Origin of the sequence: Mesonia phycicola, assembly GCF_900141885.1 — a bacterium.
Taxonomy (GTDB): domain Bacteria; phylum Bacteroidota; class Bacteroidia; order Flavobacteriales; family Flavobacteriaceae; genus Mesonia; species Mesonia phycicola.
The window spans coordinates 1-19,915 of record NZ_FQYY01000010.1 but is presented as its reverse complement, the minus strand read 5'-3'; the positions used below and the strand labels follow the sequence as shown (position 1 = coordinate 19,915).

Genomic DNA, 19,915 nt, shown 5'->3' with positions numbered 1-19,915 from the left:
ATTTTATGATTAATTAAACTTTTTTTATTCTTAAAATTAATATGTTAACCTAAATGAAATTTTATATAAAGAATTTTTTTTTGTAGAAGTTCTTCAACAAATTAATTTTTTAACGTCTAAAATTAATGATTATAAACACAGACAAAGAGGAAGTAGAATGTTGACTGTTTTATATATGAAGATATTAATAAAGAAGTTTTACTACAGATTTTTTTTAGTAGATAATAAACTTTTATGAGATATTTTCTTTTAAAAAATTATCTATTAAAACTTTAGATTTTTCTAAATCATTTTTTAAAACGTACAGTTCTACATTATTATTAGGGCTACCAAAACCGGCTAATCTTGCAGACTCTACATTGTCTTTTATTTTATAATCAATGTTATTATCTTGTAATAGATAAGCAATTCTATTTACAATAATTGAACTATCCGTTAGAATTCTGCTAAATTTTTCCATTACTTTTTAGTTTACCTATTAATATAATTTTTTACCAACGTGTATATAAGATTATTAATATACAGCTATAAATTCAATTTTTAAAAAGTTTTTTAATCAGTTAGTATTAATTGCATACTTAGACTATAGATTTTAGATTTTTCCCATACATTATTTATATAATACCAGCTATCTGTATAATCTTTAACCTTAATAGCATCTAAAGAAGGCTCATAATAAAACCAATTATGCTTTTTATTTGTATATGATTTATTTTGGTCTAAAAAGATATAGTTTAAGGCAATAAAAACTCCGTTTTTAGGAAAAATTATATTTAGGTGACTCAAATCTATTTCGTATTTTTTATGTCCCTTTTTTAAATAACAAATAAGATTATTATTGTGGAGAATGGTATTTGGTTTTCCATTTTTTCCTACAGAATAAACTACAATTGATATTATTCTATTTTTATCTGAACATAATGCCTTAAATTCCAGTTTGTCTAAATAAGTTATCTTATCAAATTCATTTAAAAACAGTTTAGAAACTTGAGATATTTTATTATGTTCTGCTGTACAAACAATACCTACATTTCCGTTTTTTATTAAGCCTAATTTATAGTTTTTTAAATGTTTTTTTTGTGTTATAAATACAGAATCAAGAGTAAATGGCTCTACTTCCATAAAAAACTTAGTACGGTTTTCTAAGGAAAGACTATCCAGTGTTTTATAACCAAGTGCTTTAATTTTAATATTAGAGTTTAAGTGATTATCATTTAATTTAAAAATACCTAATGAATCACTATATGTAGTTATTTTATTATCTACATAAATATATGCATATTTTATTGGAGAGTTATTTTCTGAAGATTTTAAACAAAATACATTTTGACCTTGACTAAGGTTATAATAAAATAGAAAAGATAGAATTATAAATTTAGCTTTCATCAATTGAAAATATAAAATATTTTATTATAACAAAAACCTTAGTTATTATTTCTTATACCAGATTGAGTAAATAAGAAATAATGTAACTAAGGCTTTAACTAATTAAAATCTTACTAAAGATTTTTTAAAACATCAATAATTTCATTTGGTTCTGATCGAGTTCTATAATCTACATTAACATAATTCCATTTAACTATTCCGTCTTTTCCTAAGATAAATGTAGCAGGAATTGGTAAAATATTCTCGTTTCCATTATTAATTTCTTCAAGATTAAGGTTACGATCAACTTTCATATGTTGCATTAAATACTCAGGTACTTGCCAAGCAACACCATATTTTGATGCTATTTTTGCATCTTGATCTGATAAGACAATAAAGTCCATTTTACTAATTTCATTCTCAGACAATGACCCATCTGGTACTTCTGGACTTATAGCTATTAAATTAGCACCTAATTCTTTAATTTCTGGTAATTTAGCTTGTATTGCTCTAAGTTGTAAGTTACAGTACGGACACCAACTACCACGATAAAAAGTAACTACTACTGGACCTTGTGCTAAGAGAGAAGATAAGACTATTTGTTCTCCTTTTGCATTTGGAAGTTTAAATTCAGGCGCTTTTTCTCCAATTTTAATGGCATTTTTTCCCTGCTGAAAAGACTTTGCTTCCTCGATAATTTGATCAACTTTTTTCATAAAGTCTGGATTAGCTTTTCTTCCAGCTTCAATTTTAGCATCTGTCTGTTCTTTTAAATTTTTCATTATCTTCTAATTGTGAGGTATATAAATTATTTAATCTTTAATTATTTTACAATTGTTTGTATTTAATTTCTTCCGTATTCTAAAAAAATACGAAAGAAGAAAATTGTAGTTAATTACAGTTTTGTAAAAATGTCTGAGGTTATTTGGTCTGTAACAACTACGTTTTTTGGTCCTCCTGCATTTTCACTTCGGTTAAATGATAATAAGACTTTACCTACGTTTTGATAATTATCCCAAGCTTTTATAAATCTTGGCTTTTCATCAGTGTAATTAACAAAAAATGCCCATTGTTTTACCAAATGATCTTTTTGATCTATATAAATATGATATTTATTTTCAGGAGTGACACCTACACCATTAAAAGTCATTTCTAATACGTCAGCTAGACTTCCGTTTGGTAATTTTTCTGTTTGTAGGTATTTAATTTTTACACCATCATCTTTTAATTTCCAAGGCATAGTTAACCAGTAAGAATCATTAATCCACCATTTTTTTCCTTGTTCAAGTACTTGATTAAGTGTGTTTGTATCTGTAATTAATTCTCCGTCTTTAATAGCTTTTCCTTCTCCTGTATTGATGTTTACAATCACTACCATATTTTCATTAGGATTTTCCACTCTCACATTACCAGTCCATTTATCCCAGTAGAGAGTTCTTTTTCCAAAATCCCATTGTATAAAATGAGTGTTATTCCAATTCTCTATACCACCCATAGCTTCAAAAGATTGCTGTATTATTGGGTCTATTTTTTTATGGTCATCTTGTGCTTGAAGATTTATTACACTTAACAGAATTAAAATAATTGTTTTAAAATTTTTCATCATATTTTTTTTGTAATGCGAATTTAAACATTATCCAACTAAAGTTTAATTAAATTTATTTTAGTTGTATATTCTAATTATTTCTCCGTTTCCTTTTCCGAAAACACTTCTTACATATCCGTTAATTACTTTTTTCATAGGGATAGGGTTATGTCCAGGAAAGTAATCTTTATACTTTTTGTAAGCATCTTCTACCATCCCAGAAGAAACTACATTTACTCTAATTCCATTTTCTATTTCTAGAGTTACTGCTTTAACAAAACTATGGATAGCCCCATTAACCATTGCTGCACTTGTGGTTTTTACAACAGGATCATCTGCTAAAATACCTGTAGATAATGTAATTGAACCATTTGGCTTTAAAAAATGCTGACCAATGCGTACAAGGTTTACCTGTCCCATTAGTTTACTTTTTAAACCAATATAATAGTCATCTTCGGTAAGTTTATTAAAATTTTCCCATTTAGCTTCTCCTGCAATACAAATGATAGCATCTATTTTACCAATCTTTTCAAACATAGACTTTATAAACTTACTATTGGCAATATCAACAATGACATCTCCATTAGTTCTTCCACCGATAATTATTTCATTTTTTTCTTTAAAATGAGAAACTACCTTTTTACCTATTGTTCCATTACCCCCAATAATTAAAATTTTCATTATTTATAACTTTAAGTTAAACATTTTTCTTTATTACATTTATTATTTCTATTTCTTGATTTATAAATGGTTAGAGTAGCTATAATGCTCCAAATTAAATTAGTTACAAATGGCGGAATTGCATTATAGTAATAACAATTTATAGCAATTAAAATTCCGCCTAATAAGTTTAAATACTTAGCATAGTCTATATTTTTTTTGTTTTTAAATAGGGTTAGGGCATAGGCTATAATAATAATCCCTGATCCTGTCCACCCTAAAATATCAATTAATAACTTCATAGTTTTATATATTGCGAAATGTAGATATGAGTTTTAAAATTTTTTTAAGTAAGAAAATCTGTAAATTGTTTAATAATTTCTTCATTCCTTTTTAAATAAGACCATTTACCGTGTCGGGTAGAAATTAACAATCCGCATTTTTCCATATTAGTTAAATATGTTGAAATAGTTGATTGTGATAATCCGGTTTTTTCTTGAATATAAGTTACACAAACCCCATCATTAAAATGCTTTAATGTTTCATGCGGCGGAAAGTGTTTTTCAGGTTCTTTTAACCATTCTAATATCTGAAACCTAGTTTGGTTAGATAAACATTTTCCTATTTCTGTTGCTATCTTTAAATTCATATTTTAAATATATCTATAATTCTAGATATATGAAAGTTATGTTTTAATTATTTATTTTTAAAACAATTACTTTTTTGATTTACTTTTAATATATTGATTTTTAGTTGTTTATATTTTTGATGTAAAGTTTTAGTTTAATAATAGTTTCAAGAAATATTTAAAAACTAAATTAAATGATGTATAACTAATTCTCTTTATTTGAAGATAATGAAAAGAACTTGTTGGAAGTTATACATTAGTAGTTGCAGTTTTTTCTTTTTTAAAACTATGTAATAACATTCCAATAATAACTAATACAATTCCTATAATAGAGTAGATATCTGGTAAATGAATTTTTAAAATAATAATTTCTCCAACAAGAGCAAAAAGTACTTCAGCAGATTGCGTTGCTTCTACAGAAGCCAGGGCTTTTTCGTCTTTTTGTACTTTATCTGTAGCCATAAAAAATAACACTGTAGCAATTACACCAGAGCATATAGCAACAATTAATGTTTGGTATACTTGAGGCTCATTAGGGAACTCATCTATGCTAAGGCCGTAAATAGATAATAACATCCAAAAAGGTAAACTACCTAATGTCATCCCTAAAGTTCTTTGTATAGCGTTTAGTTTACCATTACTAATCTGCATCATTTTACGATTACCTAATGGGTAAGCAAATGCAGCTATTAAAACAGGTATTGTACCCAGCAAGAGTTCATTTATAGAAATAGATTTAGCTTGACTTATTTGCATTATTAATATACCTAACAGTATTATTAACGAGAAAGCTAATGCTTGTATAGATATGGTATTTTTAAAACTTGTTTTATTTATAATAGGAGATATTAACATACCTGCTACAATTGTAATTTGCCAAGTACTTGCTACAAGCCAAGAAGGTCCATAAGCAGCAGCAAAAGTTAAAGGAGCATAGAAAATACCAAAGCCAATAGTACTCCAAAGTATCCATTGCCAAGGCTTTTTCTTCATTTCTATTAGCAGTGATTTGAAGTTTTTTCTAAAAAGAACTAAAATCAAAAGAAAAGGAATCATCCAAAAGAAACGTAGTGAAGAACTCCATATCCAATGTCCACCATCAACAGACATTAATCTATTTAGCACAAAAGTTACTGCAAAAAATAAAGCAGATAATACACCTAATAAAATTGCTGTTGATTTATTTGATTTCATTGAAAGGTAGTCTTGTTTTTTGGGTTGTTTTAACCATTCTTAAACAACTTTATTTGGGAAAGAAAGATTAGTGATAAAGGTACTATAAAAAGAACTAACTATAAATAATTACCTATTTGTGCCCAAAAAACAAAACTACCTTAGCTGTAGTTATATGGTTTGTTAATAGTATAACTAACTATTAATTTTTATAATTGGTTGGTACTTATGCCAATTTGCAATAATTGCCCAAATATTGATGACTAATAAAATTAAAGCTATTGCAATACTTGCTATATCATGAACTAAATGATGTACAAAAATACCTATCGTAATAGGAAGAATTATAATTGCACCTAATGCTCTTTTTTTAGGAATTGCTATTAAAATACCCCCAATAATTTCAACAATAGCCACCAGAGGAAAGATCCATTTTATAGTTATAAATGCACTCATTATTAACATCATTTCTTCAGACATTTTTGGCATTGGCATATAGTTGAAGAATTTGTTTAAACCAGAATTAACCATCATTAAACCAAAGAGAATGCATAAAACTGTTAGAACTTTGTTTTTCATTTTAAATATTTGTTAGAAATTATAAACCAAAATTAACTATTTTTGGTTACCATAAGTAATCAGATACCTTTAGGTAATCAGTTACCAAAAGGTAATCACTAATGAATTATGATGAAAAAAAAAGAACATAAAGAATGTATGTCTGCATTACTACCTATAAGAGATACATTAGATGTAATAGGTGGTAAATGGAAAATTTTAATTTTAATTTCTATTTGGGAAGGAAACAAACATTTTAGAGAAATTGAACGTAGTATTCCCAAATTAAGCACAAAGGTATTATCTAAAGAATTAAAAGATATGGAAGAAAATAAGTTAATTACAAGAACTGTGTTAAATGGTTTTCCTGTAAGAACAGAATATGCACCTACAGAATACTCTAAAACTTTAAAAAAAGTTATTTTAGAGTTATATAATTGGGGGGTTAACCATAGAAAAAAAATCTTTGCTTAAAAATTTACACCAATTACTGATAGAACTAAAAGATTTATTAGATTGAAATAAAAAACCTTTAAAAATAAGAAAGAAAACTTACATTTTTGTAATAATACGATTAGCAGCTTATCTTATGTTTTATTCTGAAAAAAAACTATACGATCCTTCGCTTTTAATAAATTCTTGGTATGTATAATTATTGTTACCTAATCTATTACGTGTATTTATATAATCTTTCCAGAAATAAAACGGTTGACCAGAATATACCGGATCTTCTATATTAGATTCGCTATTAATTAAAACAGTTAACCTTAATTCTCTTAGACCTTCTTCTTCCCATAAGTGATATCTCAATCTATAGAGTTTGTTATTTTGTTTGTCTTCCCAAATTACGGCATCATAATTTTGATGCTCTTTGTCATAATTGGTTGTATAGTGTCTAAAACTAGGTAATCCTATTTTATCTTTTAATAAATTATAAACAATTTTAGGTTCTTCTTTCAAGGTATAATATGCTAATGTATATTCTGTAATAATATTTTTTTCATTGTACTTGAATGAAACATAATTATAAAAACTTGTATCTTTAGTTTGGTTTTGTAGTTCTACTTTATTAACAGTTAATATTTCTTTAGACCTTGAGCTTCTAATTTTATCATCACCTAATTGATAGTCATTTTTTTCTGTTTTTTCAGGTATAATAACATTAACGTTAGTTTCTCCAAATTTGACTTCGGTTAAGTCAAAATTTGATTTACAAGAAGTAATAAGCAAACAGAAAAATAAATATTTAATACTTTTTTTAAATAATAAAAGATTTATCATAATAGGAGGTAGGTTTGGTGGTGATTATTAAGAAGAATTAATTTCTGTTTACAGACTAATAAGAGATTTTAATGTAGCAATTTCATAATAATCTTGATTAATTTTTGAGAATAAGATTTGCTAAAAAATAAACAAATCAGTAAAATCGAAAATATTCTCAAGGTTACTTTCATATTTTGGGTAACAATTTTGTATAATTTTCTGGTGAAGGCAAGTTTAGGAGTAAAGATAGTAAAAAGAGCTAACTTTGAAGCTTTTGTGTCTTTTACTGTAAGATATAAACTAAATTTAGTTGAAATTGTACGATGTTGTATGTCGTTTATTTTAATTATTAAGTAATAAACCTTCAAGTAGTCTTATGTCGTTGTCTATTCCTTGTTTAATTTTATTGAACATTATTGGTAATATTATTTTTAGAAATCCTTTAGCTTGAAAAGAGAACGAAATTTTAACAAAACTTCCTCCATTAGTTTCTTCAATATCCCAATTTATGTCAGCAAATAACCCTTTAGACTCAATGGTTTTGTATGCCACTTTATTATTAGGTTCAAGAGCTGTAAATTCAAGAATCATAGTTCCTTTATTAGTATACTCTTTAAATTTACTGCCAACCTTAATAGGACTATCTAATAATTCTACTTTTTGGATTATTGAAATCCACTCGCTTCTTTTTTCAACATTTTTCGCAAAATCATACACTTTATTGACAGAAGCAGGTGTTTGAAATTCAATGTTATGAATAAACTTTTTTTTCATTTCTATTAATTTTATTTATTCAATTCTTCTGCCAATCTTTTTAAATACTTCTTCATTGTGCTACCGTAAAACATTTTGGTCATAAATTTTGGTATTACAAAAGGAGCCGTTTCTCCGGTCATTTTATTATCAAATATTAAAGTGTAAGTAAATCTAGATTCTCCATTTTCGAGTGTAGTTACTTCTCTAATACTTTGCAAGTAATATTTAGAGGTATCTGGAGTCGTATAAATAATTTTATGATCTTTATTTTCCGTTACATATGTTGGTGTTATGGTACGCTTTTTTCCAAACGAAGAATATTCGGTAAAACCTTTACCATATTTTGGTGAAGTAATTTGTACCATGCTATCAACTTCAGCTCTCCACACGACATCGTTATTTAAGTCTGATATATAATTGAATAATTTATCCTTACCTATAGGAATATCAATAGTTTTAGTTATTGAAACATTTTTTTGAGCCTGAAGTTGACTACTGATAGTAATCAATAGTATTAGTAATGAAAATTTAAATGATTTTTTCATTCTTTTAGATTGCTATTAAATTTTTTTTAAACACCATCAAATTAGATAGTGATATATTCTAAAGTACTGATTATACGTAAAGTCTTCCTAAAACTATAAATAGAGCTAGTAATAAAAGAATAAGGTTTACAACTACTTTGTCTTTTTCTTTTCTTTTAAGATGAATCATTAACGCTCCAATCATAATCATAGATATTCCAATTGCAGCAATTGGCACTAGTATTGCTAAAGCGCCAATAAATATAGGTAAAACAATACCTATGGCACCTAAAATTTCTAAAAGTCCTATTAATTTTAGCTTGTTTTCAGAATAGTTATCTGTCCAATCTCCTAGTTTTTCACGAAGTGTCTCTTTATTTTTTGTTACTTTCATTATTCCTGCCATAAGGAATATAAAGCCTAATAAGCCTTGTGCTATGTAAAGTGTAATATTCATTTTTTCTGGTATTTTAGTTTAAAATTATTTAAGCTGTAAATAACAGAAGAAGTGAATTTAAATACATTAATGTAGATTAAGAAATCTACTATTGTTTTGAACGTAGTCGTTGACTTTTTAGAGAGCTCAAAGCTTCGGGTGTAATGCCAAGATAAGAAGCAATCATATGTTGCGGAACTCTTTGTATAATATTTGGGTAGGTAGATATAAAATGCTCATATCTATCAACTGCTGAAGCACTCATAAGCATAATTACTCTGTTTTGTAATACCCGAATTCGTTTTATAAACTTTTTTAAATCAATATCTTGTGTAGATGTTTTTTCTATAGGAATAATTACAGAATCTTCTAAAGCATCAATATATAATTCACAAGGTTCTTTAGGTGACACATAGTCTGTAACAATCCAACCCTCAGGCCCGAACATAAAAATATGCTCTTTTCCTTTTTCATCAATTGTATAACTTCTTAATAAGCCGGATTCTACTTTATAAGATTTACTGTATAAATCACCTTTTCGTTGTAAAATCTGTTTTTTTACTACTTTAATTTTTTTCATTTAAATTGTATTCAATTACATATAATAGTTATGTGTAATTTTCTAGCTAATTGAAGTGTTAGGAGTAAAAATAATAAAAAGAGCTAACTTTGACGCTTTTGAGTCTATTTCCGAAGGACACAACTAAACCTTAGTTGGAATTATACGGTGTTTTGCAACGTTTTTTTTATCAAATTTATATTTTTTATCATTTATGCAATTGTCTTAAAAAGCTTTGTTCTTTGATTATGTTCTTAATAATTATAATAATAACAAAAGTAAGAGAAAGAAAACCTGAAATTAGAATGTAAGTGTAAAACCCTTTTGAAAAGTAATCTTTAAAGTAAGGTAGTAGCAAATAAAATCCAACTATATAAACTGCAATACAGATTGGTGTAATAACAAAGTTTATCATTTGTCGAGCTTTGTAATACTTTTTCAGATAGGAGCGGTAAGCTTTTTGAGCCATTGAGATTAGTTGTTTTTCTTTGCGATATAATGAATAGAACTCCAAGAAAATTCGTAATGTAAGACTAGAAATCATTAGAATTAAACCTAGATTAAAGGTATTCCATTGACTAAATGCATAATAAAAAGCATAGATCATCAATACCATCACTGTTAACGACATTACAGTGATGCTGATATATTGACTGTTACGTTGCTTCTTTGCTTTTGTGATTATTTCTTTGGGATTAAAGTTTGATATATCATTAGTTTGAATATCCCATAATTTATTTAAGTTATCATTTTCCATTTGTAATACATTTTAAAAGTGATTTTCGAATACGACTCAAGCGCGTTCTCAATGTTCCGTGTGCTAAACCAACGGTGTCTGCAATAGTAGTTTGTGGTATGTTTTCTAGTTCTAATAATATCAATGCTTTATTTTGCTCATTTAGTTGGTCAATACAGTGATACATTTTTTTGATATTTTTTTCATCATCTTTTTTATTATCATCATAGTTACTATTTGACAATAAGTCTTCATTAATAGTGATGCTTTTTTTTGTTTTACGTAAATCCCCTAAACACACATTTACGGCAATTCTATAAATCCAAGTGTCAATAGACGACTTTCCTTTAAATGAGTTTCTATGTTTCCAAACTTTTATAAAAGTCTCCTGATGCCATTCTTTTGCAAGCTCATTATTTCCTGATGCATATCCTAAACACAACCTGTGGACTTTAGAAGCGTGTATATTATAGATGTTAGTAAATTCTTGTTCTGTAATCATTAATTAGATGATAATATCGTTTGCATTTGTTTTAAAAACCATTCGGGTTTGTCAAGCATTATAAAATGGGCACTATCTTCCACTATAATAAAATTGTAATTTTTTAAATTTGCATATTGATTTTTATAAGTTTGCTTAACCATTTCCTCACCATATGGTTGTGACGCTGCAATTATAGTAACTGGAATCGAAATATTTTTTAAATTTTCTCTAAGATCTAATTTAAGGTAATCTGTATATCCGTAAACATATGTTTTTCGGTCAGATTCTAGTATCCAATTTTTAATTTTTTCTTGAGCTGATTCTTTAAGACTCATACTTTTCGACATTGCTGTGGCAGTTTGCTCAAAGGCTACATCATCCATTGCTAGTTGTTGATTGTTATAAGGACTTTCATAAATTAAGTTTTCAGGGTCGAAATTAGGAATCATTAATGCTCCAGAAGCAGGAAGCGCATCAATTAGTATTATTTTAGAAAGTTTTAATTCGTCTTGTGCAGCAAGCCAAGTGGCAATTGTTCCGCCCAGGCTGTGACCAATTATGGTAGCATTTTGTAAATCATTTTCTAATATGTAGTTTTTTAGAGACTCGTTGACTTTAGGTAACCAAGGGAATTCAATTGGTTCTGTTCCTCCAAAACCAGCTAATGTTATTATGTGGCATTCGTAATTCTTTTCAAGTTCCTTTACAAGTGGATTCCAAATGTCGCCAGGAACTGTAAAGCCAGGAATTAATACTATTGGTTTACCTTTTCCCGTAACTTCTACACTGATTGTCTGACTTTCATTTTTTGCATAAATAGATAAAGAAAATACGAATGAAACGAATAATAAAATAAGATTTTTCATTGTTTTTATGTTTTGATTGCCCTTTAGATGCGGAAATCAAAAAATGTTACATCTTATTTCAAAAGTGACATAAAATAAGGTCAATTTATTCTACGATAATGCTTGATCTAAATGTTGCACAACGGTTTTGTATAATTTCCCAGCTAAGGGAAGGTTAGGAGTAAAGATAGTAAAAAGAGCCAACTTTGACGCTTTTGCGTCTGTGTCCGCAGGACACAATCAAACCTTAGTTGGAATTATACATTGTTGTAAAACGTTATTTTTTCAAGATGGTTGTCGTTTTTATCCCATCAGAAGTTTTAATTTTTAGAAAATATGTGCCAATATCAAAATTCGATAAATCAATTTTATCGCCCTTTATTTCTAAAATACGTTGGCCTAAATTGTTATATAAACTAACTGCTTCTAAATTATCTATATTTTTCAGATAAAGAATATCTTGCACTGGATTTGGATAGAAAACGATATTGTTAGAATTGAAATCCGTATTTGACAATTGACCATTTATAAATAAATTATCGAAACCAAATAACGAACCTGACGAAGTAACTGTAAATGACGTTACATCAGTCCAATTTAGGTCTACAGATGCACTTCCGTTTGTCAACGATGCCACAACAATTGAATTATTTCCTCCCGTTGGTGTGAAAGTATAATCAATATTTGCACCGTTTCCGTCAATAGCTAAGATTGTATTAACATTTACAGTTTCACTAAATGCAAAAGTAACACTCATTCCATTATTTGTGCCATCCGATACCACCAAATTATTTGACGATCCAAAACATCCTCCACAATTCGTTATTGTTAGGTCTGGTAAACCCGAAAAGGTTGCAGTAATTCCATCAATCGTTTCTGTAACATTATCTCCATTGTCAGTAGCGGTTTCCCACTCGAATGTCGTTTGAGCCATTGTTATTTGAATTTGAAACATTAATAAAAGAATGGCAAATAAGTAGTTAATTTTGTTTTTCATAAATTGATTTTTAATTGGTTGTTTTTTTAATGTTTTACAACGGTTTTGTATAATTTTCCAGCTAAGGGAAGGTTAGGAGTAAAGATAGTAAAAAGAGCTAACTTTGACGCTTTTGCTTCTGTGTCCGCAGGACACAACCAAACCTTAGTTGGAATTATACGTTGTTGCCAGTAGTTTTTAATCAGTCATTTTTTTTATTTTAGAGGCTATATCATTCTCTAAATTTCCAATATATTTTATTTGACTCGGGTGATTATTAGTAATTATTTTATAAAAATGACAAGCATTTAGGAAAGATCCTTTTTCATTAGGATGAATATTGTCTTCATATAGATTAATATCAATTTTACCACTAAGTGATTTGTAAAAATAGTCTCCGTTTGATGATATTAAGAGGTTCTGATTTTGAACAATTGAATCGTAAGCTTGATTGATTAATGAAAACTCTTGTGTTAAATTTTTTATTTTAGGTGAACAACATTTTTCTTTTTCAATTCTTGGGTCAATTATACTAGATTGACGACAAAACTGTTTAGGAAAATCTTTTTTACTAGGCCAATTTTTAAATAAAATGAATTTGCATTTTTCATTTCTTACTAACCCTTTAATTTTTGATATGGATTTTTCGACTTTAAGTTTTCTTATCTCTGGAATAAGAAAACGAGTAGAGCTTTCTTGAAGGATAATAATATCCCATTTTTTTTCCTTTATTTTTTTCTCTGTTTCGGTAATTTCGTTAGGTTTTTTGGTTCTAGTATAAATATTATTTTCATTATCACTAGACATTATAATACTATTCAAATGAGCATCTAAAGACATTCCAGGAAAAGTACTTTGTTCAACATTAAAATTTTCTGAATTTTCACTAAGCATTTTTTGAAGTGTTTCAGGCATGTTATGGAAATAAGTCAAACTATTACCAATTAATAGAATATTAATTTTTTTCTTTTTATTGTCTTCTGAAAATTTACAGCTAAAAAAAGTTAAAAAAAGTAATAGTAGTAGTTGTAGTCTTTTCATATTCTTGGATCAATATTAAATTACTGGCAACGGTTTTGTATAATTTCACAGCTAAGGGAAGGTTAGGAGTAAAAATAGTAAAAAGAGCTAACTTTGACGCTTTTGCGTCTGTGTCCGCAGGACACAACCAAACCTTAGTTGGAATTATACAGTGTTGGCAGTAGTATTTATTTTACTAAATGTAAAGTTTATTTGTCAAATAGTTTTCTTTGTTTTACATTTATTTAAGTTTAAATTCGAATATTATGAAAACAAATTATTTATTTCCTAATAAGTTTAAAAGAATAGGTTGGTTTATTCTTATTCCATCTGCAATTATTGGTTTGGTAACACTTGTTTACCAATATGAACCAAGCTTTTTAGATTTCAATGTTCCTGCTATTTTAGTTAATGAACTCAAGTTTTCGGAAAGTAAGAAATTTTTTAGAATGGTAAATAATAATGTTCTAAACGAAATTTTCGGTATTTTAATTATAATAAGTTCCTTAATTGTCGCTTTTTCTAAAGAAAAATCAGAAGATGAATATATATCTAAAATCAGATTAGAATCGTTGGTTTGGGCAGTTTATTTTAATTACGGAATTCTTTTATTTTCGTTTCTGTTTATTTTTGATTTATCCTTTTTATGGGTTATGATATTCAATATGTTCACAGTTTTATTGTTTTTTATAATCAGATTTAATTGGCGAATTTCCAAATTAAAAAAATCAGCTAATTATGAAGAATAGTATTAAAGTTGAAAGAGCAAAAAAGAATATTACTCAAGCTGAATTAGCAAAATTGGCAAAAGTTAGTAGACAAACAATTAATGCAATGGAATTAGGGAAATACGTTCCGTCAACAGTTTTAGCTTTAAGATTAGCTCAAATTTTCGACGTTGAAATTAGCGAAATCTTTACTTTGGAAGATTCAGATTGGGTTTAGTACATATTACTGCCAACGGTTTTGTATAATTTCCCAGCTAAGGGAAGGTTAGGAGTAAAGATAATAAAAAGAGCTAACTTTGACGATTTTGGGTCTGTATCCGCAGGACACAACCAAACCTTAGTTGGAATTATACATTGTTAGCAACAGCCCTTTTTACTCGAATAATGATTTGGTCGAATTAGTTTCCTCAATAAAAATCATGGTATCAAAATTTTTGATTAATGGAAGATAATAAATATCCTTTTCCGATTCTTTTGAATAGCCAATTAATCTTGTAGCTCCAATTATTTCATCTGTGTTTAATTCATTTTTTAAGTCTAGCATATCTATAGCAAACGAGTTGCCATTTATTAATAGTTTATTTTCCCAAAACAAGCTATCGACAGGTTGTAACAATTCGGTTTTAAGTTTTTCCGTATAAAGATGGTCTCCATTTATAATTTTTTCATTCATATACGAATAACTGCCTTTTAAGGTCGTAAGTCCAATGGTATAATAATCTTGATTAAAATCTTTTTTTAAATCTCTGCCCATAATCCCTATTTCATTATCTGTGATAATTTCGTTTGAAATATGTGCATTGTGAGCCCATACAATAATTTTACTACCCGAATTTTTTGCTAAAAATGATATTCTATCAGCCATTATTTCATCTCGACTTTGAAATGGTTTTTGGTCTTTAATGTTTACATAATTGATATATGTGTTCTTGCCATTGAATAAAATTTCTTTGATTGATTTGGTTATTTTTTTAGTTGATTCTAAATAATTTTCAATTTCTAATATGTTATTGTAAATTGAGTTATTGACTTTATATTTTTTTTCTGAATTATCAGTTGAACTTTTTGAAATATTTGATTTTAATTCTTCTAGATGCTTATTCAATACCTTGTCATTAATTGAATTAATATTGTCTTTTAGTAATTCATAGAAAACCCAATATGAATCATCACAACCTTTAAACTCAATATTATATTCCGGTTTATTATCCTTATACCATTGTAAAAAAGATTTAATTTCTTGAGTTTGATAAATGGAAAATAAGTGTTTATGCATTAAACTATCTAATGATATTTTATGTAAATCTCTGTTTAAGATTTCAATATCATCGTATGGGTTTTCTAACACCACAAGGCGATATCCTTTTTCTTTTATCAGTCTTTTTGTTATGATTTCTCTAAGTCGATAAAATTCTGAGGTTCCGTGAGTACTTTCCCCTATAGCAACTATCTTTTTGTTACCTATTTTTTCTATCAATGGATCTAAACTATTACACAGATTTTCTTCGTTGGAAAAGTCCAATTTTCTAGATAATTTTGATAATGCCGATTCAAGTTCATTAGAATTATAGCTTTCTAAAGTTATTTTTTTTGTTTCCTTTAATTCTTGAATATCTTTACCGTCAATAGTTACTTTAAAATCATCAAACCAAGCAATACCTTTTTTACCCAAAATACCACCTACATAAATTATTTTTGCGTTATCAGGAAAAGGTAATTTTATTGAATATTCTTTCCAATCACTTGTACCTCTTAGTTGTTGACCTTGCATTGATTTAAATGCTAAAGAACTTTTCTTTGAATGTCCGTCAATCCTCATCAAAAGCCCTACAGACCCTTTTACATTTTCGTATTTAATTCTACCAGATAGTACAATGGTATCTCCAACATAATTGGCTGGAATCTTATAAGTAATACAGCCAAACGTTCCATTTTTATCGGAAACAATTTTTCCAACAGAATTACCATTGCTAATTAACTCTCCCATTAAATTTTCAAAATTTCCCCACTTAATCCATCCTGTAGGCATTTTTTGTTTTTCCTGATTAAATTCGTTAAAGTCTAAATTGTATTTATTTTGACTATTTAAATTTTTTGGTATTAAGAATAGAAGAACTAAAAAGTAAAATGTTTGATTTATAAATTTCATATTTTGAATGAATGTTTTTTCGGATTGTTGCTAACGGTTTTGTATAATTTCCCAGCTAAGGGAAGGTTAGGAGTAAAGATAGTAAAAAGAGCTAACTTTGACGCTTTTGCGTCTGTGTCCGCAGGACACAATTAAACCTTAGTGGGAATTATATATTGTTGTGTGCAGGTTTTTTATTCTTTTAAAATTATTTCAATCGCATTTTCCAAAAGTTCGTCTTTTCCTTTTGTGATACCCTCAATTGTTGGCTTAACTTCAATGTCTGGAACTATTCCTACTCGTTGAGTTTCTTGTCCGTTTGGATAATTCACTCCAATTCCCGAAATCATTGTTCTTAATCCACCGGGAAGAAAAATAGGGGATACGTTTCCATCTGCTCCTGCCGTTGTACTTCCAATAATTGTGGTATTATCGCCTGCTCGAAATGCCATTGAAGTGTATTCTGCTGAACTTTGAGTTAATTCATTAACCAAAACAATCAGCTTTCCTTTATATGTTTTTCCTTTACTCGGAATCTTTAAGTTATCTGTAAATGTAAATTCGCCTGGGTTGTTAACATTGCCGTTTGTGAATTTCACGAAAGGTGTTGATGAGGAAACAAAACAAGAACCCAAACTAAAAGGAACAAAAGTTGACGGATAATTGCGGATATCAATGATGATTCCCTTCGTATTTTTAAATTCATCTTTGATTTGTGCAATATCATCTTCTTTGATTGTCTGAAGTGTGACATAGCCTATTTTGTTATCTAACATTTTAAAGGATTTAACATTACTTTTTCTATACCAACGATATATGTCAAGGCTATCTTTTGAGTATAGTTTGAGGTTCTTTGTTTGAGGATTGGAATTACCCGAAACAAACTCAATTTCAATATTATTTGAATTTGAGCGTAAAAGGTCTGCCGAAATATCTCGTAGTCTTGTTGGTTCGTTTGAGGCAGGATAATATCTCGATTGTTCTTTTACTATTTTGTCGATAGGAATATCATTTATTTTGGTAATTACATCACCAATTTTTAATCCAACTTCGTTTTTTAATTCTTGATTGTAATAATCTATGACAACCAATTGGTTTTCGATAAAACGAACGTGTATAGGAGGATAGTTTGAACCTTTCCATTCATCAATTTTGTCTGCTCCTCCCCATAGATTTGCGTGCGTGTCTTGAATATCTCCAATAAGTTGAATAGCAGCCAATTCATATTCTAATTCATCTTTAGCATTAATAAATAGAGGGATATATTCTTTTAGTTTCTTATTCCAATCTTCATCCATTAAGTGTTTATAAGGGAAAAAATAGTTTATCATATTCCAATATCGATAAAGTGATAGTAGTCTAAATCCATCATCGGGAAATGACATATTTGAATATGGATTTTCATTTTTAAATTTTGGATTGCCAACATTGGCTGTCATTCCAATGTAATAGTGTTTGCCTTGTGAACGGTTGTTATATATGAAGAGTAGTTTGTTCTTCAAATCTGTACTTTGATTGTTAATCCATTCCATATTGGGTTTTAAATAAGCATTTTCATCTGTTGGTTCACATTTTGCACATTCTTTTAATTGACCAAAAGAGTTAATCCATTCAACAATACGTTTATCTCTTTCAATAGTGTTTTCTGTCTTAATATATTTTGGTAAAAATCGAAAAAGTTCATAGTCCCAATTGTAGTTCCCTTTTGCAATTTCTGGATGATGATATTTGAGAAATCCCCAAACTCTGCCTAATAATTCGAGGTTTTCTATTTTTTCGGTGGCTAAATTTGAAAACTCAATTAAAGACCCATTATCAAATTCCTTGTCAAGCTGTGCTTTTGACAATTGTTTTTCGACTTCTTTCAGGGTTTGAACATTTTTACCATCAATTGATAAAACAAAATCATCAAACCAAGCTTCTCCTTTTCCCGAAAGTATTCCTGCAATAAAAATATTTTCTGCTTCTTCTGGATAGTCAAGTTTTATAGTGTACTTCTGCCAATCTTTAGTTCCCGATATGTTTTGATTTTGCATATTGTCAAATGCCAAAGAAGTACCATTTCCGTCAACTCGCAACAACAAACCTGCAAAACCGTTTTCAACATCTTTAATTTTCATAAAACCCTCAAGTTTTATTTTCTTTCCTTCATAATTTGCTGGAATTTTATAGGCTATACTTCCAAAAGAACTTCCTGTTTGGTCTGATGTGATTTTACCCGATTTTTTGCCTGAATGAGCAACATTTTCTATTGTCAAATTATAGTTTCCCATTTGAACCAATCGTCAGAAAGTGAATTTTCGTCTGTTTGTTTTTCAAATCCAAGATTGTATTTTTCGGTTTCTTGCCCTTGACAATTCAAAGAAATTATTGTTAATAAGGTAATGAGTATTTTATTCATCAATTTCGTTTTTTTTCAACTTGCACACAACGGTTTTATGTATGATTAGTGGCGTGTTTAAGCACCTAATTTAGCAAATAAAAACCGAATAGAAAATCCGCGAGGATTTTCGTAAGTAGGCGAGTACTAGCCATTAATTATAAACATTGTTAGGCTTTCGTTTTTCATATTTCTTTAGTCAGTTTATTCGGATTTTGTCTTGTGTCAAATAATGTAACAATATTTATCCGTTTGGAATTATAGCGATAATATAAAGTAGTTTGTTTTGTGATTACGCATTTTCTTAAAGATTTACCTTTTTTAGATTCTGGAAATATTTCAGGCTGGTTTTTAATTATCTCAATTGAGGAGTCTAATTTTTCAACAAAATCCTTTTTTAATTTTATAGACCATTTTTCTATTAAATACTCGAAAAGTTCTTCTAATTTCCTTTCGGCTGTTTTTGAAATAACAACTTTTCTACTCAATTTATCTGTGTTTTTCTATAAAAAATTCGTAATCCGTTATTTCTCCGTTTTCAATTTCAAGAGAAGCTGTTTCAATTTCTTTACGTTGTTCAACAGATAAATCGTCCCAAAAGTCAGCAGTTTTTGCTTTTTTGAAGATGTTTTTAATTGATTCAATGATTTTAGGATTTTCGGTGTCCAAAAGCATTTTTATCAATTCTATTTTTTCCGTTTGAATATTCATCTCATATTTATTTATAATCAAAAATAATGAATTTAACCTGAAATTGTGATTGGGAACGATTTTTTTTAAATGAAGCCTAACGGTTTTGTATAATTTTCCAGCTAAGGGAAGGTTAGAAGTAAAGATAGTAAAAAGAGCTAACTTTGACACTTTTGCGTCTGTGTCCGCAGGACACAACCAAACCTTAGTTGGAATTATACGGTGTTGGCTGCAGTTTTTTATATTCAGATGGTAATTCAATACCATAGACTTTTTTCATATACCAAAGCGGCGGCACGTCAAATTCAGCTCGTCTTTTATCTACGTTTTCGATGTCTGTTATTGGATATTCATCAAATTGATTCCAATACATTCCATAGATCTGTTCTTTTTTATTGACTATAGAATTCTCTTCCTCAAA

28 protein-coding genes are annotated in these 19,915 nt (G+C 28.3%); 3 read left to right on the top strand and 25 right to left on the bottom strand.

Features of this window, described 5'->3' with window-relative positions; genetic code table 11:
• Nucleotides 1-232: 232 nt before the first annotated feature.
• The 9 genes from BUC03_RS13825 to BUC03_RS13785 form a co-directional block, all read right to left on the bottom strand.
• On the bottom strand, nucleotides 233-460 hold the full coding sequence (locus BUC03_RS13825; protein ID WP_073153343.1) for a putative signal transducing protein: 228 nt from the start codon (nucleotides 458-460) through the stop codon (nucleotides 233-235).
• 92 nt (nucleotides 461-552) lie between these two features.
• Nucleotides 553-1,386, bottom strand: a complete 834-nt coding sequence (locus BUC03_RS13820; RefSeq protein ID WP_073153340.1) for a hypothetical protein — start codon at nucleotides 1,384-1,386, stop codon at nucleotides 553-555.
• 113 nt (nucleotides 1,387-1,499) lie between these two features.
• On the bottom strand, nucleotides 1,500-2,147 hold the full coding sequence (locus tag BUC03_RS13815; RefSeq protein WP_073153337.1) for a peroxiredoxin-like family protein: 648 nt from the start codon (nucleotides 2,145-2,147) through the stop codon (nucleotides 1,500-1,502).
• Between the two features lie 113 nt (nucleotides 2,148-2,260).
• Entirely contained in the window at nucleotides 2,261-2,971 is a 711-nt protein-coding gene (locus BUC03_RS13810) for a hypothetical protein (protein WP_234971635.1), read from the bottom strand.
• A gap of 57 nt (nucleotides 2,972-3,028) precedes the next feature.
• Nucleotides 3,029-3,631, bottom strand: coding sequence for a short chain dehydrogenase (locus tag BUC03_RS13805; RefSeq protein ID WP_073153331.1), 603 nt, complete (start codon nucleotides 3,629-3,631; stop codon nucleotides 3,029-3,031).
• Between the two features lie 11 nt (nucleotides 3,632-3,642).
• Nucleotides 3,643-3,912 carry a CBU_0592 family membrane protein gene (locus BUC03_RS13800; protein ID WP_073153328.1) on the bottom strand — a complete coding sequence of 90 codons (270 nt, stop codon included), beginning with the start codon at nucleotides 3,910-3,912 and terminating at the stop codon, nucleotides 3,643-3,645.
• Nucleotides 3,913-3,956: 44 nt separating this feature from the next.
• Nucleotides 3,957-4,259 carry an ArsR/SmtB family transcription factor gene (locus tag BUC03_RS13795; protein WP_073153325.1) on the bottom strand — a complete coding sequence of 101 codons (303 nt, stop codon included), beginning with the start codon at nucleotides 4,257-4,259 and terminating at the stop codon, nucleotides 3,957-3,959.
• A gap of 228 nt (nucleotides 4,260-4,487) precedes the next feature.
• Entirely contained in the window at nucleotides 4,488-5,432 is a 945-nt protein-coding gene (locus BUC03_RS13790; RefSeq protein WP_073153322.1) for a DMT family transporter, read from the bottom strand.
• A 174-nt stretch (nucleotides 5,433-5,606) separates the two neighbouring features.
• Entirely contained in the window at nucleotides 5,607-5,990 is a 384-nt protein-coding gene (locus BUC03_RS13785) for a DoxX family membrane protein (RefSeq protein WP_073153319.1), read from the bottom strand.
• A gap of 108 nt (nucleotides 5,991-6,098) precedes the next feature.
• Here BUC03_RS13785 and BUC03_RS13780 point away from each other — a divergent pair, with 108 nt between their 5' ends.
• The gene (locus tag BUC03_RS13780) at nucleotides 6,099-6,443 is read left to right on the top strand and encodes a winged helix-turn-helix transcriptional regulator (protein ID WP_073153317.1); all 345 of its coding nucleotides are present in this window, start codon (nucleotides 6,099-6,101) and stop codon (nucleotides 6,441-6,443) included.
• A 120-nt stretch (nucleotides 6,444-6,563) separates the two neighbouring features.
• Here BUC03_RS13780 and BUC03_RS13775 read toward each other — a convergent pair whose 3' ends face one another.
• The 10 genes from BUC03_RS13775 to BUC03_RS13725 form a co-directional block, all read right to left on the bottom strand.
• Entirely contained in the window at nucleotides 6,564-7,250 is a 687-nt protein-coding gene (locus tag BUC03_RS13775; RefSeq protein ID WP_073153314.1) for a hypothetical protein, read from the bottom strand.
• Between the two features lie 324 nt (nucleotides 7,251-7,574).
• Entirely contained in the window at nucleotides 7,575-8,006 is a 432-nt protein-coding gene (locus BUC03_RS13765) for an SRPBCC family protein (RefSeq protein ID WP_073153308.1), read from the bottom strand.
• Nucleotides 8,007-8,017: 11 nt separating this feature from the next.
• Nucleotides 8,018-8,533, bottom strand: coding sequence for an SRPBCC family protein (locus BUC03_RS13760; RefSeq protein ID WP_073153305.1), 516 nt, complete (start codon nucleotides 8,531-8,533; stop codon nucleotides 8,018-8,020).
• A 70-nt stretch (nucleotides 8,534-8,603) separates the two neighbouring features.
• Nucleotides 8,604-8,969: a DoxX family protein gene (locus tag BUC03_RS13755; RefSeq protein WP_073153303.1), complete on the bottom strand. Its 366-nt coding sequence runs from the start codon at nucleotides 8,967-8,969 to the stop codon at nucleotides 8,604-8,606.
• A gap of 88 nt (nucleotides 8,970-9,057) precedes the next feature.
• Nucleotides 9,058-9,528 carry a Crp/Fnr family transcriptional regulator gene (locus BUC03_RS13750; RefSeq protein WP_073153300.1) on the bottom strand — a complete coding sequence of 157 codons (471 nt, stop codon included), beginning with the start codon at nucleotides 9,526-9,528 and terminating at the stop codon, nucleotides 9,058-9,060.
• A 187-nt stretch (nucleotides 9,529-9,715) separates the two neighbouring features.
• On the bottom strand, nucleotides 9,716-10,264 hold the full coding sequence (locus BUC03_RS13745) for a hypothetical protein (protein WP_073153298.1): 549 nt from the start codon (nucleotides 10,262-10,264) through the stop codon (nucleotides 9,716-9,718).
• Nucleotides 10,254-10,745, bottom strand: coding sequence for an RNA polymerase sigma factor (locus BUC03_RS13740; RefSeq protein ID WP_073153295.1), 492 nt, complete (start codon nucleotides 10,743-10,745; stop codon nucleotides 10,254-10,256). Before BUC03_RS13740 ends, BUC03_RS13745 begins: the two co-directional genes overlap by 11 nt.
• On the bottom strand, nucleotides 10,745-11,593 hold the full coding sequence (locus tag BUC03_RS13735) for an alpha/beta fold hydrolase (RefSeq protein WP_073153291.1): 849 nt from the start codon (nucleotides 11,591-11,593) through the stop codon (nucleotides 10,745-10,747). The genes BUC03_RS13740 and BUC03_RS13735 overlap by 1 nt, the downstream gene beginning before the upstream one ends.
• Before the next feature lie 256 nt (nucleotides 11,594-11,849).
• Nucleotides 11,850-12,569 carry a T9SS type A sorting domain-containing protein gene (locus tag BUC03_RS13730; protein ID WP_084112980.1) on the bottom strand — a complete coding sequence of 240 codons (720 nt, stop codon included), beginning with the start codon at nucleotides 12,567-12,569 and terminating at the stop codon, nucleotides 11,850-11,852.
• A gap of 177 nt (nucleotides 12,570-12,746) precedes the next feature.
• Nucleotides 12,747-13,589, bottom strand: coding sequence for a DUF4886 domain-containing protein (locus BUC03_RS13725; protein ID WP_073153285.1), 843 nt, complete (start codon nucleotides 13,587-13,589; stop codon nucleotides 12,747-12,749).
• Nucleotides 13,590-13,834: 245 nt separating this feature from the next.
• On the opposite strand from BUC03_RS13725, the gene BUC03_RS13720 reads away from it, so the two are divergent.
• Both BUC03_RS13720 and BUC03_RS13715 read left to right on the top strand, forming a co-directional pair.
• Entirely contained in the window at nucleotides 13,835-14,317 is a 483-nt protein-coding gene (locus tag BUC03_RS13720) for a hypothetical protein (RefSeq protein ID WP_073153282.1), read from the top strand.
• Nucleotides 14,307-14,513, top strand: coding sequence for a helix-turn-helix transcriptional regulator (locus BUC03_RS13715; RefSeq protein ID WP_073153279.1), 207 nt, complete (start codon nucleotides 14,307-14,309; stop codon nucleotides 14,511-14,513). The genes BUC03_RS13720 and BUC03_RS13715 overlap by 11 nt, the downstream gene beginning before the upstream one ends.
• A gap of 156 nt (nucleotides 14,514-14,669) precedes the next feature.
• Here BUC03_RS13715 and BUC03_RS13710 read toward each other — a convergent pair whose 3' ends face one another.
• From BUC03_RS13710 to BUC03_RS15380, 6 genes are all read right to left on the bottom strand, one after another.
• A complete protein-coding gene (locus BUC03_RS13710; protein WP_073153276.1) occupies nucleotides 14,670-16,445 on the bottom strand; it encodes an erythromycin esterase family protein in 1,776 nt (591 codons plus the stop codon).
• 173 nt (nucleotides 16,446-16,618) lie between these two features.
• Nucleotides 16,619-18,697 carry a S41 family peptidase gene (locus BUC03_RS13705; RefSeq protein WP_234971633.1) on the bottom strand — a complete coding sequence of 693 codons (2,079 nt, stop codon included), beginning with the start codon at nucleotides 18,695-18,697 and terminating at the stop codon, nucleotides 16,619-16,621.
• Nucleotides 18,679-18,825 (bottom strand): hypothetical protein, encoded by a 147-nt coding sequence (locus BUC03_RS15390; RefSeq protein WP_234971632.1) that lies wholly within the window; start codon nucleotides 18,823-18,825, stop codon nucleotides 18,679-18,681. Before BUC03_RS15390 ends, BUC03_RS13705 begins: the two co-directional genes overlap by 19 nt.
• 164 nt (nucleotides 18,826-18,989) lie before the next feature.
• A complete protein-coding gene (locus BUC03_RS13700) occupies nucleotides 18,990-19,292 on the bottom strand; it encodes a type II toxin-antitoxin system RelE/ParE family toxin (protein ID WP_073153273.1) in 303 nt (100 codons plus the stop codon).
• 1 nt (nucleotide 19,293) lies between these two features.
• Nucleotides 19,294-19,692 carry a hypothetical protein gene (locus tag BUC03_RS15385; protein WP_234971631.1) on the bottom strand — a complete coding sequence of 133 codons (399 nt, stop codon included), beginning with the start codon at nucleotides 19,690-19,692 and terminating at the stop codon, nucleotides 19,294-19,296.
• A gap of 7 nt (nucleotides 19,693-19,699) precedes the next feature.
• A partial coding sequence (locus BUC03_RS15380) for a hypothetical protein (RefSeq protein ID WP_234971630.1) occupies nucleotides 19,700-19,915 on the bottom strand: 216 nt, incomplete at its 5' end.

Excerpts from the sequence above, each read along its gene's own strand:
- BUC03_RS15390 (WP_234971632.1), bottom strand. The coding sequence starts at position 18,825 with ATGAATAAAATACTCATTACCTTATTAACAATAATTTCTTTGAATTGT.
- BUC03_RS13765 (WP_073153308.1), bottom strand. The coding sequence starts at position 8,006 with ATGAAAAAAAAGTTTATTCATAACATTGAATTTCAAACACCTGCTTCT.
- BUC03_RS13750 (WP_073153300.1), bottom strand. The coding sequence starts at position 9,528 with ATGAAAAAAATTAAAGTAGTAAAAAAACAGATTTTACAACGAAAAGGT.
- BUC03_RS13815 (WP_073153337.1), bottom strand. The coding sequence starts at position 2,147 with ATGAAAAATTTAAAAGAACAGACAGATGCTAAAATTGAAGCTGGAAGA.
- BUC03_RS13795 (WP_073153325.1), bottom strand. The coding sequence starts at position 4,259 with ATGAATTTAAAGATAGCAACAGAAATAGGAAAATGTTTATCTAACCAA.
- BUC03_RS13785 (WP_073153319.1), bottom strand. The coding sequence starts at position 5,990 with ATGAAAAACAAAGTTCTAACAGTTTTATGCATTCTCTTTGGTTTAATG.
- BUC03_RS13810 (WP_234971635.1), bottom strand. The coding sequence starts at position 2,971 with ATGATGAAAAATTTTAAAACAATTATTTTAATTCTGTTAAGTGTAATA.
- BUC03_RS13755 (WP_073153303.1), bottom strand. The coding sequence starts at position 8,969 with ATGAATATTACACTTTACATAGCACAAGGCTTATTAGGCTTTATATTC.
- BUC03_RS13710 (WP_073153276.1), bottom strand. The coding sequence starts at position 16,445 with ATGAAATTTATAAATCAAACATTTTACTTTTTAGTTCTTCTATTCTTA.
- BUC03_RS13705 (WP_234971633.1), bottom strand. The coding sequence starts at position 18,697 with ATGGGAAACTATAATTTGACAATAGAAAATGTTGCTCATTCAGGCAAA.
- BUC03_RS13725 (WP_073153285.1), bottom strand. The coding sequence starts at position 13,589 with ATGAAAAGACTACAACTACTACTATTACTTTTTTTAACTTTTTTTAGC.
- BUC03_RS13720 (WP_073153282.1), top strand. The coding sequence starts at position 13,835 with ATGAAAACAAATTATTTATTTCCTAATAAGTTTAAAAGAATAGGTTGG.
- BUC03_RS13805 (WP_073153331.1), bottom strand. The coding sequence starts at position 3,631 with ATGAAAATTTTAATTATTGGGGGTAATGGAACAATAGGTAAAAAGGTA.
- BUC03_RS13820 (WP_073153340.1), bottom strand. The coding sequence starts at position 1,386 with ATGAAAGCTAAATTTATAATTCTATCTTTTCTATTTTATTATAACCTT.
- BUC03_RS13745 (WP_073153298.1), bottom strand. The coding sequence starts at position 10,264 with ATGGAAAATGATAACTTAAATAAATTATGGGATATTCAAACTAATGAT.
- BUC03_RS13825 (WP_073153343.1), bottom strand. The coding sequence starts at position 460 with ATGGAAAAATTTAGCAGAATTCTAACGGATAGTTCAATTATTGTAAAT.
- BUC03_RS13790 (WP_073153322.1), bottom strand. The coding sequence starts at position 5,432 with ATGAAATCAAATAAATCAACAGCAATTTTATTAGGTGTATTATCTGCT.
- BUC03_RS13760 (WP_073153305.1), bottom strand. The coding sequence starts at position 8,533 with ATGAAAAAATCATTTAAATTTTCATTACTAATACTATTGATTACTATC.
- BUC03_RS13730 (WP_084112980.1), bottom strand. The coding sequence starts at position 12,569 with ATGAAAAACAAAATTAACTACTTATTTGCCATTCTTTTATTAATGTTT.
- BUC03_RS13735 (WP_073153291.1), bottom strand. The coding sequence starts at position 11,593 with ATGAAAAATCTTATTTTATTATTCGTTTCATTCGTATTTTCTTTATCT.
- BUC03_RS13800 (WP_073153328.1), bottom strand. The coding sequence starts at position 3,912 with ATGAAGTTATTAATTGATATTTTAGGGTGGACAGGATCAGGGATTATT.
- BUC03_RS13715 (WP_073153279.1), top strand. The coding sequence starts at position 14,307 with ATGAAGAATAGTATTAAAGTTGAAAGAGCAAAAAAGAATATTACTCAA.
- BUC03_RS13775 (WP_073153314.1), bottom strand. The coding sequence starts at position 7,250 with ATGATAAATCTTTTATTATTTAAAAAAAGTATTAAATATTTATTTTTC.
- BUC03_RS13740 (WP_073153295.1), bottom strand. The coding sequence starts at position 10,745 with ATGATTACAGAACAAGAATTTACTAACATCTATAATATACACGCTTCT.
- BUC03_RS13780 (WP_073153317.1), top strand. The coding sequence starts at position 6,099 with ATGATGAAAAAAAAAGAACATAAAGAATGTATGTCTGCATTACTACCT.